This is a genomic window from Streptomyces sp. NPDC048606 (assembly GCF_040650855.1).
Lineage (GTDB): Bacteria > Actinomycetota > Actinomycetes > Streptomycetales > Streptomycetaceae > Streptomyces.
Genome location: NZ_JBEZIB010000036.1, coordinates 25206 through 40939 on the forward strand (window position 1 = coordinate 25206; position 15734 = coordinate 40939).

The following is a 15734-nucleotide window of genomic DNA, read 5'->3' on the forward strand; positions in this document are numbered from 1 at the left end:
GACGGGTCAGCGGGTCACCGCCAGGCAGTAGTCCTCGTCCCCTGCCAGCAGGTTGCGGTGGGTGTCCTCGGCGGTGACGACCCCGTCGTCCACGACGAGGACGCGGTCGGCGGCGTCCAGGAGCGCCGGACTGCTGGTGATCACCACGGTGGTGCGGCCCCGGCGCAGCCGCGCCAGGTTGCGCGCGATCAGCTGCTCGGTGACCGCGTCGACGGCCGTCGTCGGATCGTGCAGGACGAGGATCTCGCTGTCGGCGGCGAGGGCGCGGGCCAGGGAGAGCCGCTGGCGCTGCCCGCCGGAGAGGTTCGCGCCCCGGTCGCGGACCCCGTGGTCGAGCCCCTCGCGGTGGAGGGCGACCACGTCGGTCAGCAGGGAGGCCTCCACGGCCTCGGCCACCGTCCGGCTGGTGCCCGACGGGTCGATGTTCGTCCGCAGGGTGCCGGCGAAGATCTCCGCCTCGTACGGGTTCACCAGCAGGTGCGCGCGGACGGCGTCGAGCGCGAGGTCGGCGAGCGGCTGCCCGCCGAGCCGGACCGCGCCCTCGTAGGCGCCGGGCGCGACCTTCGAGCCGAGGACGGCGGCGAGGTCGGCCGCCGCGCGCGGCTGGTAGACCGCGATCGCCACGAACTCCCCCGAGGCCACCCGGAAGTCCAGCCCGCGCAGCGCCCCGTAGCGGACGTGGTCCACGGCGAGGTCCCCGCCCGGGGCCGGCGGTCGCTGCCCCGGGACGGTCGCCGGTGGGGCGCCCAGGACCAGCGCCATCCGCTCGGCCGAGGCCCGCGCCATCATCACGTACTTCGGCATCTCCGAGAACAGCCGCAGGGGCTCCATGATGAACTGGGCGAGGCCGACGGCCATGACGAGTTCCCCGATGCCGATCCGGCCGGCGAAGGCCAGCCAGCCCGCGGTGAGGGTCACGGCGGCGGCGAGGACCGCGTTGAGGGCCAGGGCGGTGCCCGCGTAGACGCCGTTCACCCGGGCGACGGTGACCGCCTGCTGCTTGGCCTCCGTGCTGACCGCGCGGTAGGAGCGGAACGCGGCGTGGTTGCCGCCGAAGCCGTGCAGCGGGCGCAGGCCGGTGATGAGGTCGGCGACCTTGGCGCCCGCCCGCGCCACCCGGGCCTGTTGCTCCCGGGTGCTCGATCCGATCCGCTTGGACATCACGCTGAGGACGGTGAGGATCAGGGCGGTCCCCACGATCACCAGCAGCCCCAGCCGGATGTCGGCGAGGCCCAGCGCGACCGCCGAGACGAGCACCGCTACCAGGGAGCTGATCAGCAGCGGCACCACCTCGATGATGTCGGCCGTCTGGTCGGCGTCCTCGGTGGCGATGGTGAGCACCTCGCCGGACTTGAGGTCGAGGTCGTGCGCCACGGGTTGCAGCCCGCGATCGGCGACGGCGACCCGCCAGCGGTGCGCCTCGGTGGTGTTGGCCTTCTGCAGGACGCGCATGCCGAACCGCCACGACAGGGACACCGTCGTGGTGATCACGGCCAGCGCGGCGATCGACAGGGCGAGCCCGCCGGGGCTCCGGTCGCGCATCGTGTGCTCGACGATGAGGCCGAGCGCGATGGGGAACGCCGTCTCGCCGGCCTGGTAGAGGCCCATGAGGACGGTGCCGGCGAGCATGGCGCCGACGTTGCGGCGCAGGGCGACGCGGAGGATGTCGGACCCCCGGCGGGGTCGCTGAGTGTCAGGAGTTGTCATCGAGATGGAGGGCAATCGCTTCCGGGGTGCGCAACGTGAACAGGTCACGAATGGTGATCACAGGACCGTACTCGCGGCGGAGCAGCCCGATCAGCCGCACCGCCAGCATGGAGTGTCCCCCGAGGGACACGAAGTCACTCCCGGCGCCCACCTCGTCGTCGTCGAGGTCCAGCGCCTCGGCGAAGAACCGGCACACCGAGGTCTCGGTACCGGGCCGCGGCTCGCGCCGCCCGGCCGTGGTCAGCGCGCCGAGCGGCCTGGCCTCGGGGAGCGCCCGGGTGTCGGCCTTGCCGTTGACCGTGAGCGGGATGGCGTCGACCCGGGCGTAGTGGGTGGGCCGCAGGAAGTCCGGCAGCGCGGCGCCGACCTCGCCGGCCACCGTCTCCAGGTCGGAGCCTTCCAGCACGAGGTACGCGGCGAGCAGGTACGCCCCGTCGACCCGCGGGTCGGGCTGGGCGACCGCGGCGACGAACCGCACCGCGGGGTGCGCGGCGAACGCGGCCTCGACCTCGCCGGGTTCCACGCGGTGGCCCCGGATCTTGACCTGCTGGTCGGTGCGGCCGAGGTAGGCGAGGTTGCCGTCGGGGCGGCGCACCACCAGGTCGCCGGTGCGGTACATCCGCTCGCCGGGGGCGCCGAACGGGCAGGCGACGAACCGCTCCGCGCTCTGGCCGGGCTGCCCCAGGTAGCCGCGGGCGATGCCGATCCCGGCCACGTACAGCTCGCCGGGAACGCCGTCCGGCAGCGGGCGCAGCCAGGGGTCCAGCACGTACACGTCGGTGTTGTCGATGGCGACGCCCACCACCGGGTCCTCGCACTCGAAGGTGCCGACGCCGAGGGTGTTGATGGTGTATTCGGTGGGGCCGTAGAGGTTGTAGCCGACCGTCCCCTCGGTGTCGGCGAGCCGCCGCCACAGGGTGGGGGTGACGGCCTCGCCGCCGAGCAGGACCAGCGCGGGCCGCCGGTCGGGGTCGTCGAGCAGGCCCTCCGCGAGGAGTTGCTGCGCGTAGGTGGGGGTCACGTTGACGACGTCGACGCGGTGTTCGCGGCAGTAGTCCGTCAGCCGGGGGGCGTCACGGCGCAGTTCCTCGTCGCAGACGTGCACCTCGTGTCCGTCGGCGAGCCACAGCAGCTCCTCCCAGGACATGTCGAAGGCGAAGGACACGGTGTGCGCGACGCGGAAGACGCGGTGGCCGTGGTCCGCGAGCACCGGCTCGAAGATCCGGCGCTGGTGGTTGACGAGCATGTTGGTGAGGCCGGCGTACTCGGTGACCACGCCCTTGGGTCGTCCCGTGGATCCGGAGGTGTAGATCACGTAGGCGGGGTGGCGCAGGCGCTCGGGGTCGTCCGGGGCGAACGTGGTGTACGGCTCGGCCTCGGGCAGGGGGCGGTCCAGTTCGATCAGTTCGCCGGTCAGTCGGGGGGAGACGGCGCTGACGGTGAGGACCACCCCCGGGGCGGCGTCGGCGAGGATCGCGGCGATCCGCTCGTCGGGGTGGTCCAGCTCCAGCGGCACGTAGGCGGCGCCGGTGCGCAGTACGGCGAACAGCGCGACGATCGAGTCGAGGGAGCGGGGGATCGCCAGGCCCACCGTGCTGCCGGGGCCGATGCCGCGCTGCACGAGCGCGCCCGCCACCGCGCGGCTGCGGTCGCGCAGTCGGCCGAAGGTGAGGACGCGGCCGTCGGCGACGAGCGCGGTGCGTTCGGGGTGGCGGTCGGCCGCCCGGTCGAAGCGGTCGACGACGGTGTCCGTGCCGATGTCCGTGCGCGGGGTGCTCCCGGGGTCCGGTGCGAGGCCGGGCAGGGCGCCGACCGGCCCGGTGGAGCGGGCCAGATCGTCGAGGAGGCGCAGGTAGGCGTCGAGGAGGCGGCGCGCGGCCGGCGTGTCGTGGTCGCGGTACTCCAGTTTGACGGTGAGGCGCTCGCCGGGGGTGACGACCCAGGTGAAGGGGTAGTGCGTGGAGTCGTCGGCGCGCACCGAGGTGATGCCGTGACGGGCGTTCATCTCGGCGAACGCGTCGAGGTTCAGGAAGTTCTGGAGCACGAACAGGTTGTCGAACAGGGCGTCGTGTCCACCGGCGCGCTGGATCTCGCCGAGCCCGAGGTGTTCGTGTTCCATGGCCGCCACCCGCGCCGTCTGCACGGCCGACAGGTACTCCCGTACGGTGTCGTCCGGCCGAGCCCGGGTCCACAGGGGGACGGTGTTGAGGAGGACGCCGACGACCTCCGACAGGCCCTCGCCCTCCCGGCCGGAGACGGTCACGCCGAAGACGGCGTCGCCGCGGCCGGTGTGCGCGCCCAGCAGGAGGCCGAAGGCGCCGGTGAGCACGGTGTTGAGGGTGACGCCGTGTTCCTTGGCGGCCTCCCGCAGCCGGCGCGAGGCCTCGGCGTCGAGGGTGTGCACGAGCGTGCGCGGCAGGTCGTCGACGAGGGCGGGCGCGGAGCCGGCGAGCAGGGTCGGCCCGGGCAGGCCGCTCAGGTGCTCGGCCCAGAACCGCTGCGCGGGGGCGGGGTCCCGGGCGTCGAGGGCCCGGGCGTACTCCTCGAAGGTCGGGGTGGCCGGGACGGGCGGGGCGAGTTCCCCCGCGACGGCGGCCCGGTAGGCCTCGAACAGGTCCCGCAGCACGGTCTCGCGGGACCAGCCGTCCCACAGCAGCAGGTGGTAGCTGAGCAGCAGGCCGTCGCGGTCGTCGGGCAGCCGCACGACGGTCAGCCGGACCAGCGGCGGCTCGCCCGGGTCGAAGCCCGTGTCGCGGTCCGCGACGAGCAGGGCCTCGACCTCGGCGTCCGTGGCGAGGGCGAGGGTGCGGACGGGGACCCGGCGGCCCGCGGCCAGGAGCTGGACGGGGCTGCCGTCCTCGTCGGCGCCGAAGCCGGCGCCGACGACGGGGTGCCGGCCGATCACCCAGGCCATCGCGTCGGCCAGCGCGTCGGTGTCGAGACGGCGGTCGAAGGTGAACCAGCTCTGCGCGACGTAGTGTCCGGCCGGGCCGGCCAGCTGGGCCTGGAAGTACAGGCCGCGTTGGAGCGGGGTGACGGGGGCCGTGCGCTCGGCCGTCGCGGCGGTGTCCGCGATCCGCTCCAGGGCGCTGAGCCAGTGCGCGGTGATGGTGTCGGGGACGTCGTCGGCGAGGGTGAAGGCGGCGTGCAGCGCGCCGGTCGCGGCGTCGGTCCAGGCGTTGACCTCGACGGCGTACGGGGCCCCCTCGTCCGCGCCGGTGACCCTCGGGACCTGTGACTCGTCGCCCCGGCCGAGGTAGTTGAACAGCACGCGCGGGCGGGCCGGCAACAGCGGGGCCGTCTGCGGGTTGAGGTACCGCAGCGCGCCGTAGGCCACGTGCGCGGACTGCGAGGGCCGGCGTTCGGCGACCTCGCGGGCCGCGGCCACCGGGTCGGTGTGGGCGGTCAGGCGCACCGGGGCGATCGCGGTGAACCAGCCGACGGTGCGGGTGTAGTCGTGGTGGGGCAGCGCCGGTACGCGGCCGTGGTGTTCCAGGTCGACCGCGAGGTCGGTGGGTTCCGGTTGGACGTGCGTCAGCGCGGTGCGCAGGGCTCCGCAGAGCAGTTCGGTGACGCCGACCCCGAGGACGGCCGGCGCCGTCCTGGTCACGAGGTCGGCGGTCGCGGGGGCGAGCACGACCCGCGTCTCGCGCACCCCGCCGGCCGCCGCGGGCAGGGTGGGCGCGCGCAGGGTGGTGATCCAGTGGTCGAGGTCCTCGGCCGGGTGGGTGGAGCGCTCGGTGAGGGCCGCGGCGTAGGCGGCGTAGGAGGTCGTGGGGGGTGGCAGCGGGGCGCCGCGCAGGGCGGTGTCCAGGTCGTCGAGCAGGATCAGCCAGGAGACCGCGTCGACGGCGAGGTGGTGGGCGGTGACGACCAGCGTCCGGCTCGCCTCCAGCCAGGTGAACGCGACGACCTCGGCGTTCTCGGGATCGAGCCGGTCGGCGGCCTCGTTCGCGGCGGACGCGGGGTCCCCCGTCGCGGTGCGTACGACGACCCGCGAACGGGCGGGGGTGGTGCTCAGGGACCACACCCCGTGCGCGTCGATCCGCAGCCGCAGCCGCAGGGCGGGGTGCGCCGCGACGACGGCCAGTGCGGCGCGCTCGACGTCCGCGAGGCCGGCGCCCTCGGGCGTCTCCAGCGCCCTGGCCTGGGCGAACCGGGCGAGGGAGCCGCCCAGTTCGCGGCGGCGCAGGATGATCGGGGTGGGGGTGAGCGGGCCGTCCTCGTGGACGGCGGTCGTGGGCGCCGGCGCGGCCCGGTGGTGCGTGGCGGTCGCCGCCAGGTGTCCGGCGAGGGCGCGCGGCGTCTTGAGGAGGAACACGTCGCGCGGGGCGATCGGCAGCCCGAGCGCCCGGGCCCGGTTGACCACGGTGATGGCGAGGATGCTGTCGCCGCCGGCCCGGAAGAAGTCGGTGTCGGCGTCCACCTCGACGCCGGGCAGCGTCGCGGTGAGGATCCCGACCAGCGCGGTCAGCGCGGCGTCGCCCGCGGGGTCCGTCGCGGGGGTGTCGGTCCCGCCGTGCCGCTCGGTCTGCTCGGCCTGCTCGGCGCTTCGGGCGGCCTCGGCCCGTGCGGTCAGGGCCGCGCGGTCCAGTTTGCCGTTGACCGTCAGCGGCAGTGCCTCGGCCGGCAGGACGCGGGCGGGCACCATGTGCGCGGGCAGCAGGGCCGACAGCCGACCGAGGAGGTCCGCCGGTGCCCGACCGACGACGTGCGCGACCAGGTGGTCCGCGTCGGCCACGGTGACGGCCGCGTCGACCACCCCGTCGAGGCCCCGGATCGCGGACTCCACCTCGCCGAGCTCGATGCGGAAGCCCTTGAGCTGCACCTGGTCGTCGGCGCGGCCGATGAACTCCAGTTCGCCGTCGAGCGTACGGCGGGCCAGGTCGCCCGTGTGGTACATGAGGGAGCCGTCCCCGGCGAAGGGGTCCGCGACGAAGCGGCCCGCGGTGAGCGCGGGCCGGCCGAGGTAGCCGAGGGAGACCTGTGCGCCGGCCACGTAGACGGCGCCCGTCCGGCCCGGCGGCACCGGGCGCAGGCGCTCGTCGAGGAGGTGGGTGACCAGGCCCGGGATGGGGCCGCCGATCGGGCTGGTGCCGGTGTCGCGCGCGAAGTCCTCGTCGGTGAGGACCCGGTGGGTGACGTGGACGGTCGTCTCGGTGATCCCGTACATGTTGACCAGTTCGGGCGAGGCGGTGCCGTGCCGGTCGACCCAGTCGCGCAGCCGGTCGAGGTCGAGGGCCTCGCCGCCGAAGACGATCCGGCGCAGGGCGGGCAGCGGCTCGCCGAGGTGGCGGTCGGCCTCGACGAACCGGTGGAAGGCCGAGGGGGTCTGGTTGAGGACGGTCACGCCGCGCTCGCGCACCAGGCGGTGGAAGTCGACCGGCGAGCGGGTCAGTCCGTAGTCCGGTACCAGCAGTTCACCGCCGTGCGCGAGCGCGCCCCACAGCTCCCAGACCGCGAAGTCGAAGGAGTACGAGTGGAACTGGACCCACACGTCCCGCGGTCCGAAGCCCATGGCGGCGCGGGTGTTGGCGAGCAGGGCCAGCACGGCGGAGTGCGGGACGACGACGCCCTTGGGGCGGCCGGTGGAGCCGGAGGTGTAGATCACGTACGCGGGATCGTGCGGGTCGGCGGCGTGCGCGGGGGTCCCGGCCGCGTCGGCCGGCAGCGGCTCCCCCCGGACCAGCAGGCGGGCCGGCACGCCGGCCCGGGCCAGCAGGCCGGCGAAGCGTTCCCGCTGGTCCGGGTCGACGTACACGACCTGCGGGGCGGAGTCGGCGAGGACGTACTCCAGCCGCTCGTCCGGGTAGGCGAGGTCCAGCGGTACGTAGGCCCCTCCCGCGGAGACGATCGCGACCAGGGCGACCACCTGCTCCACGGAGCGGGACACGGCGACGGCGACCCGCTCCCCGGGGCCGACGCCGGCCGCGCGCAGGGCGCGGGCGAGCGCGTCCTTGGCGGCGGAGAGTTCGCCGTAGGTCAGGGACCGGGTCCGGCCGTCGAGGGCGCACTGGGTGACGGCCGTGGCGGCGGGATCGCGCCGCGCGGCGGCGTCGAAGAGGGCGCCCAGGTCGCCGGGGGCGGGCGGTTCGAGGTGTCGTCCGCCCCCGGAGGGCCCGGCGGTCCCGGAGGCCGCGGATGTCCCGGATGTCCCGGAGTCCCCTGCCGCGACCGGTGCGCCGGCCGGGGTGCGGCCCGGGTTGCGGGTCAGGGTGTCGACGGGGGCGTCCGGCCGGGTGAGGAGGCCGGTCAGGACGGTGGTGAAGGTGTCCAGGATCGCCCTGGCGCCGCTCTCGCGCACCAGCGCGCCGTCGTGGATCAGGTTGAAGCGCGGGCGGCCGTCGGCGGCGCGCTCCACGACGAGGGTGAGCGGGTAGTGCGGGGCGCCCTCGTTGACGACGTCGGTGACGACGAGGGTGTCCCCGTCTTCCCGCAGGGCCTCGACGTCGGTGGCGACGTCGAAGACCACCAGGGTGTCGAAGAGGGTGCCGGCGCCGGCGAGGCGGCCGATCCGCGCCAGCGAGACGTGCTGGTGGGCGAGGACGGCCCCGTGCCGCTCGCGCAGGGAGGCCAGCAGGTCGGCGGCGGTCGTGGCGGTCGTCCACCGGGCGCGCACGGGGATCGTGTTGATGAAGAGGCCGACCATGTCCTCGATGCCGGGCAGGTCCGCGTCGCGCCCGGAGACCGTCGACCCGAACACCACGTCCTCGCGGTGCAGGATCGCGCCCAGCGTCAGCGCCCAGGCGCCGTGGACGGCGACGCTCAGCGGCACCCCGGCGGTACGGGCCGCCGCGTCGAGGTCGTCGGCCGGCTCCAGCACGGCGTCGGCGAACCGGTCGGAGGGGGTGTGGCCCTCGGCGACCAGCGACGGGCCGGGCAGCTCGGCGAGCTGCCCGCTCCAGACGCGGTCGCTCTCGTCCGCGTCGCGGGAGGCGAGCCAGCGTACGTAGTCGGCGAAGCCGCCGAGGGGGTAGGCGGTGCCGGGGCGGTGGTACTCGGCCAACAGGGCCCGCAGCACGGCCGGTACGGACCAGCCGTCGGCGATGATGTGGTGCACGGTCTGGACGAGGACGGCGCGCCCGGCGCCGGTGCGCACGAGGGTGAAGCGCATGAGCGGGCCCGCGGCGAGGTCGAACCCGGCGCGCCGGTCGCCCTCGGCGAGGGCGCGGATCTCCGCGTCGCCGGCCCCGGGGAGGTCCACCGTGGTGAACGGGGCCTCGCGCCCGCCCTCCAGTACGGAGACCACGCGGCCGTCGGCGAGCGCGGTGAACCGCGCGGCCAGGTTGGGGAAGAGGGTGAACAGCCGGGTCGCGGCCCGCGCGAGGCGTTCGGCGTCCACCTCTCCCCGCCGGCTCTCCAGGGTGAGCAGTTGCTGTTCGACGTAGTTGGCCGCGGAGTCGTCGTCGAAGACCGAGTGGAAGTAGAGGCCTTCCTGGAGCGGGGTCAGCGGCAGGACGTCGCGCAGGTTCGGGCCGTCCAGATCGTCCACGTCGACCTGGGTGAGGGGGGCCAGGGGGAAGTCGCTGGGGGTGTGGCCGCCCGCGTCGAGTGCGGCCAGGGCGATCAGGGTCCGGCGGAACCAGGTGCCGAGGGAGGCGATGTCCTCGTCGGTGAACATCCCGTCGGGCCAGGAGAGGGTGGTGACCAGTTCCAGGTCGCCGTTCGCGTCGGGTTCGGCGATCGCGTTGAACTCCAGGGCGCGCGGCAGCCGCATCCTCGGGTCGCGCCTCTCCCCCAGCTGGTCCGTGCTGCCGGAGATCTCCCAGTCCCCGCCGGATCCGGCCCCGTGGCGGCCCAGGTAGTTGAACAGGACCTGGGGCGCCGGCGCGTCGAACGCGGCCCCGCCGAGGTGGCGCAGGACCCCGTAGGAGAGGCCGGCCGCGGGCACCCGGGCGAGGTCCTCCTTGACGGCCTTGAGGGCGGCGGCGAGGTGGGCGGGGTCGGTGGGGTCGTCGGCGGGGCCGGGGTCCACGGTCACCGGGAACAGGGTGGTGAACCAGCCCACGGTGCGCGACAGGTCGGGCTCGAAGCCGGCGGTGTCGGCGACGTGGCGACCCTCGCGGCCGTGGCCCTCCAGCTCGATGTGGGCGAACGTCTGCTCCTGGCCGCGTTCGCGGCGCCACCGTGCCAGGGTGACGGCGAGTGCGGTCAGCAGGACGTCGTTGACGCCCGCGTGGAACCGCGCGGGGACGGGTCCCAGCAGCGCGGCGGTGGCCTCGGCGGTCACGCGCAGCGTCGTCGTCCGTTCGCGGGCGACGGTGTCCGCGGCGGTCAGGGGGCGCCGGCCCAGCGGGGCGTCGGGCCCGGGCAGCGGGCGCCGGTAGTGGGCGAGGTCGCGGTCGAAGCCGGTGCGCTCCAGCAGCTGCGTCCAGCGCCGGAACGACATGGCGGGCCGGGGCAGGGCGATCGGGGCGCCCGAGGTCGTCTGCCGCCAGGCGGTGGCGAGGTCCTCCAGCAGGATCCGCCAGGACACCCCGTCGACGACCACGTGGTGGGCGACCAGGACCAGCTGGCGGTGCGCGCGCCGCCACACGGCGCGCAGCATCACGCCGCCGGCCGGGTCCAGTGCGGCGCAGGCACCGGCGAGGCACTCCTCCAGGGGCCGGTCGCTCTCCTCCCATCCGAGCGCGGCGCCGTCCGCGGGCGGTACGTCGAAGCCCCAGTGGTCGCCGCGGACCAGGCGGGCCCGCAGCATGTCGTGCCGTTCGACCAGGGCGGAGAGGATCCGGTCGAGGGCCTCGGCGGTCAGCTCCGCCGGGGTGTTCACCACGACGGACTGCACGAACCCGTCGACGGCGTCGGTGGTCTCGCCCAGCCAGCGCACGATGGGCGAGCCGGGGACGGGGCCCGTCGGGACGTCGTCGTGGTCCGCGGGGTCGGCCTCCTCCCGTCCGGCCACCGCGGCCAGGGCGCCGATGGGGCTGTGGGTGAAGATCTGTCGCGCCGTGACGTGCAGGCCGGCCGCGCGCAGGGTGCCGAGCAGGGATATCGCGAGGATGCTGTCGCCGCCGAGTTGGAAGAAGTCCTGGTCGACGCCGACCCGGTCGAGCCGCAGCACTTCCGCGACCGCCGCGCACACGAGGCGCTCGTTCTCGGTGGTGGGGGCGACGGCGTCGTCCGTCGCGATCTCGGGCTCGGGCAGCGCGGCGCGGTCGATCTTGCCGTTCGCGGTGAGCGGGAACTCCTTCGTCACCACGATGTGGGCGGGCACCATGTACTCGACGAGCCGGTCGGCCGCCCAGGCCCTGACCTCGTCGGCGCGCAGGTCCTCGCGGCCGCCGGCCGGGATCACGTAGCCGACCAGGTAGGTGCCGCCGGCGCTGTTCTTCCTGGCGACGACGCAGGTGTGGCGGACGTCGGGGTGTTCGGCGAGCCCGAGTTCGACGTCCTCGATCTCCAGCCGCATGCCGCGGATCTTGACCTGGTTGTCGGCGCGGCCGAGGAAGTCCAGGGAGCCGTCCGGGGCGTAGCGCGCGAGGTCGCCGGTCCGGTAGAGCCGGGACCCGTCGGAGGCGAAGGGGTTGGCGACGAAGCGGGAGGCCGTCAGGGCGGGGGCGCCGACGTAGCCGCGTCCCAGGAGGAAGCCGCCGACGTAGAGTTCGCCGCCGACGCCGACGGGCACGGGGCGCAGCTCGTCGTCGAGGACGTACAGCTGGGTGTTGGGATTGGCCCGGCCGATGGAGGTCGACAGGCGTTCGGCCTCGCCCCGGTAGATGACGTGGGAGACGCCGATCGTCGTCTCGGCCGGGCCGTACCCGTGGTACAAGGGGATGTCGAGGCGGGCGCGGAAGCGCTCGTACAGCTCGGGGGTGAGGACCTCGCCGCCGCACCAGACGTGGCGCAGGCTGTCCAGGCGCCCGGATTCGCCGGCGATGTCCAACAGGACGTCGAGCATGGAGGAGACGAGGTAGGTGAAGGTGACCCGCTGCTCGGCGATGACGTCGAGCAGGTGGTGCGGGTCGCGTTCGCCGCCGGGGCGCAGGACCACCAGTCGGCCGCCGGACACGAGCGGCAGGAAGATCTCGTTGATGGAGATGTCGAAGGACAGCGGCGCCTTGAACAGGGAGGCGTCGTCGTGGCCGAAGTTGAGGATCTCCTCGACCTGCCAGAGCAGGCGTTCGCTGATCGCCTCGTGGCGGATCATCGCGCCCTTGGGGCGGCCGGTCGATCCCGAGGTGAAGATCACGTAGGCGAGGGCGGCGCCGGGGACGGTGATGCCGGTCCCCTCGCCGGAGTGGGAGCCGTGGCTCCAGTCGTCGAGGTCGACGGCGGCGGCCGGGGGTTCGCCCTCGTCGTGGAGGCCGGTGGAGTTGAGTTGCAGGACGACGCGCGCGTCCTCGACGACCACGGCCCGGCGGCCGGCCGGCCACTTCGGGTCGAGCGGCACGAACGCGGCGCCCGCCTGGAGCACGCCGAGGAGGGCGATGACCATTTCGGCGCCGCGTTCCAGCGAGACGCCGACGACCTGTTCGGCGGATATCCCGCGCGCGAGGAGGTGGTGGGCGAGTTGGCTCGACAGCTCGGCGGCCTCGCGGTAGGTCAGCGACCGGTGCTCGTCGACGATGGCGACGGCGTCCGGCCGGGACCTGGCCTGCTCGCGGAACATCTCCACCAGGGTGGGGCGGCTCCGGTCGGCGCCGGTGGCGTTCCACTCGGCGAGGGTGGCGATCCTCGACGCCGCGTCGAAGGGGCCGAGGGTGGCGAGGGTGCGGTCGGGGAAGTCGGCCAGGTCCTCCAGGGTCAGGCGGGCCGCGTCCGGGTCGACGCCGGGCGGGACGAGGATGCCGAGGCCGTCCTCGACGAGTTCCCAGCCCGGGGCCCCGGCCGCGCCCTTGTCGACGCGGCCGAGGACGTCGGCGAAGGGGGTGTCGGGGGTGAGTTCCGTGCCCTCGGGTCCGCCGCCCGTCGCCCAGTGGGCCAGGGCGACGGCGCAGGCCGCGACGACGGTTCTGTCGTCGTGGTCGCCGATCCGCCGGCGCACCCCGGCCAGCCGCGTGGGAGAAAGCCGCACGACACGAGCGGTCCGTTCCGTCATGGAAGACTCAACGCCCTTTCCAGATCAACCGATCGAGCCGCCCCGGTCCGGGCGGCTAGCTTCCCTCTCGCCAGGCGCGCCACAGTCGCGCGTAGCGGCCTCCCAGGGACACCAGTTCTTCGTGGGTGCCCTGTTCCACAACGCGTCCGGCGTCCAGCACGGCGATCCGGTCCGCCGCCATGGCCTGGGTGAGCCGGTGTGCCACGAACAGCGTGGTCCGGCCCGCGCAGGCGGCGAGTACGGCCCGTTCCAGCTCCGCCGCGCCCTCGCTGCCGGCCTCGGCGGTGGACTCGTCGAGCACCACCACCGGGGAGCGCGCCAGCACCAGGCGGGCCAGGGCGATCTGGGCGACCTTGGTGGCGTCCAGGCGCTCGCCCCCCTCGCCCACCGGGGTGTGCGCTCCCTCGGGCAGGGCGGCGACCCAGCCCTCGGCCCCCACCGTGCGCAGCGCGTCCATCAGTTCGGCCTCGGTGGCCTCGGGCGCGGCCAGGCGCAGGTCGTCGGCGAGGGGGCCGGAGAACACGTGCGTCTCCTGCGTCAGGATGCTGACCAGGGCCCGCGCCCCGGCCTCGTCCAGGTCGGCGAGGTCGGTGGGTCCGACGCGCACCGTCCCGGCCTGGGGGCTGCCGATGCCGGCGATCAGCGCGGCCAGGGTCGACTTGCCCGCGCCCGTCGCGCCGACGAGGGCCAGCGAGCCGCCCGCCGGGATCGTCAGGTCGACGTCCCGCAGGACCGGCTCCTCGGTGTCGGGGTAGCGGAACGTCAGTCCCGTCACGGTCACCGGGTACGGCACGACGACCGCCGGCGTGACGTCCGGGTCGCCCACCAGCCGGCCGTCGCCGCCCTCGCCGAGCACCCCGACGAGGCGGGTCAGGCTCGCGCCGGACTTCTGGGCCTCGTCGAAGGTGAACATGATGGAGCCGAGGGGGGTGAAGAGCCGGTGGAAGAGCAGGGGGGCCGCCGACACGTCGCCCAGGCTCGCGGCGTCGGCCTCCAGCAGGACGTACCCGACCACGAGGATCAGGGTCAGTCCGATGAACTCGGCGCGGTTCTCCCGGCCGACGAAGCGGCCGAAGAGGCGGAACACCTCGATGCCGAGGTCGCGCACCCGCCACGACTCCCGGGTGACCCGGTCGCGGACGGCGCCTTCGAGGCGGTACGCCCGGACGGTGTCGATCCCGTTCAGACCGCTGATGAGGGCCTGCGCCCGGTCGGCCTGGACCGCGCGCTGCCGGCGGTAGAGCGGGGCGGAGCGGGGCAGGTACCAGCGCAGGGCCAGCGCGTACGCGGGCAGGGCGGCGGCGCCGGCCAGGCCGAGTCGCCAGTCGAGGCCGAACATGCCGACTGTGGCGATGGCGACGAGCACGCCGGCCGAGAAGACGGTGGGGACGGCCGAGCGGATGCCCCGGGAGATCACGGCGACGTCGTCGCCGACCCGGGACAGCACGTCCCCGCGGCCGACCTCCTCGACGCGGGCGCTCGGCATGCCCAGCACCGCCCGGACGGCCCCCTCGCGCAGCTTCGCGAGGAGGTCCGCGCCCAGGCGGCCGATCAGGTACGTCGACAGGGCGGTGGCCGCCGCGCCGAGCAGCGCGGCGGCCACCATCCACGCCCCCGTCGTGACGAGGATCGAGCGCGGTTCACCCGCGACGACCCCGTCCACGACGCGTCCGAGCAGGAGCAGCGGCAGGACCTGGAGCGCCGCTCCGGCCACCGTCGTCAGGGCCGTGGCCAGGGTCAGCCACGGCACCTCGCGGCAGTGGGCCACCACCCAGCGGGCGGCTTCGCGTCCGCCGGTCGTGCGCAGGGTGGCGGGGGTGGGGATCGTGTCGGTCGTGCTCACACCCGACCGACCGACTTCACGAGCTCGTCGATCGCGTAGGGCAGGGAGGGCAGGGTGCCCTGGGAGATGGCGGCGCCGACCGCGGGGCCCTCGCTGTCCAGCAGGTAGGAGACCTTGCCGTTCTTGACGGCGGAGAGGTTGTTGAAGAGTTCGGACTTCTTCAGCGCCTCCTGGTCGGCCTTGTCGCTGATGACGAAGAGGCGGTCGACGTCGATGAGGTCCATGCGCTCGGGGGACAGCGTGGTGTAGAACTTGCCGCCCGCGATCTTGTCGATCTCGGTCTGCCCCTTGAAGCCGATGCCCGTCACGAGCCGGCCGCGCACGTCGGTGGTGGTGAACGGGGCCACCGAGTCCTTGTACCAGGACAGCGCCACGGCGGTCTGGCCGGCGAACTCCGGGTTGGCCTTGCGGGCCGCTTCGAGCTTGCCCTCGATGCCCTTCACCATCTCCTGGCCCTTGGCCTCCTGGCCGAGCGCCTTGGCGATGTGGACCGCGTTGTCCTGCCAGGGGGCGCTGAAGGGCTCCTTCTCGGCCTTGGTGCGACCCACCGTCGGGGCGATCTTGGAGAGCTTGTCGTAGGCGGCCTGGTCGATCTCGGAGTAGACCGCGACGATCAGGTCGGGGCGCAGCGCCGCGATCTTCTCGTAGTTGGGGCCGGAGTCGCCGTTGTTCATGACGACCTCGGGGCGGGTGTCGCCCCACTTGTCCTTCACCCAGGGCCACTGGGTGTTGATGTCGGGGGTGGTGCCGGGCGGGTTCGGGTACTGGTCGACCATGCCGACCGGCTTGATGCCGAAGGCCAGGATGTTCTGGTCGTCGGTGTAGCCGACGGAGACGACCCGCTGCGGGGCCTTGGTCACCTTCGTGGACCCGAAGGCGTGCTCCACGGTGACGGGGAAGGCGCCGGCCGCGGCGGCCGGGGTGCCGTCACCCTTGGTGTCGCTCTTCTTGTCGCCCTTGTCCTCCGATCCGGAACCACATCCGGTGAGGAGCCCGAACCCCAGGGCCGCGGCGGACAGCAGAGCCGCCGGTCGCCGCCAGGAGTCCATACGTACCGTTCGATGGAGGAGCATCCGCAATCCCTTGCTTTCCGTGCCATCCATTGCAGTCCCGCCCGAGGGCAGCCAAACCCTACCGTGCCCTAGT

Annotated in this window: 4 protein-coding genes; all 4 read right to left on the reverse strand. The window is 74.3% G+C overall.

What is annotated here, in order from left to right; translation table 11 throughout:
* Nucleotides 1-6: 6 nt before the first annotated feature.
* The 4 genes from AB0D01_RS31350 to AB0D01_RS31365 are packed head-to-tail and all read right to left on the reverse strand — an operon-like array spanning nucleotide 7 to nucleotide 15661.
* Nucleotides 7-1707: an ABC transporter ATP-binding protein gene (locus AB0D01_RS31350; protein WP_363061189.1), complete on the reverse strand. Its 1701-nt coding sequence runs from the start codon at nucleotides 1705-1707 to the stop codon at nucleotides 7-9.
* On the reverse strand, nucleotides 1694-12745 hold the full coding sequence (locus AB0D01_RS31355) for an amino acid adenylation domain-containing protein (RefSeq protein WP_363061191.1): 11052 nt from the start codon (nucleotides 12743-12745) through the stop codon (nucleotides 1694-1696). The genes AB0D01_RS31350 and AB0D01_RS31355 overlap by 14 nt, the downstream gene beginning before the upstream one ends.
* A gap of 55 nt (nucleotides 12746-12800) precedes the next feature.
* Nucleotides 12801-14588 (reverse strand): ABC transporter ATP-binding protein, encoded by a 1788-nt coding sequence (locus AB0D01_RS31360; RefSeq protein ID WP_363061193.1) that lies wholly within the window; start codon nucleotides 14586-14588, stop codon nucleotides 12801-12803.
* Nucleotides 14585-15661, reverse strand: coding sequence for an iron-siderophore ABC transporter substrate-binding protein (locus tag AB0D01_RS31365; protein WP_363061195.1), 1077 nt, complete (start codon nucleotides 15659-15661; stop codon nucleotides 14585-14587). Before AB0D01_RS31365 ends, AB0D01_RS31360 begins: the two co-directional genes overlap by 4 nt.
* Nucleotides 15662-15734: the final 73 nt, after the last annotated feature.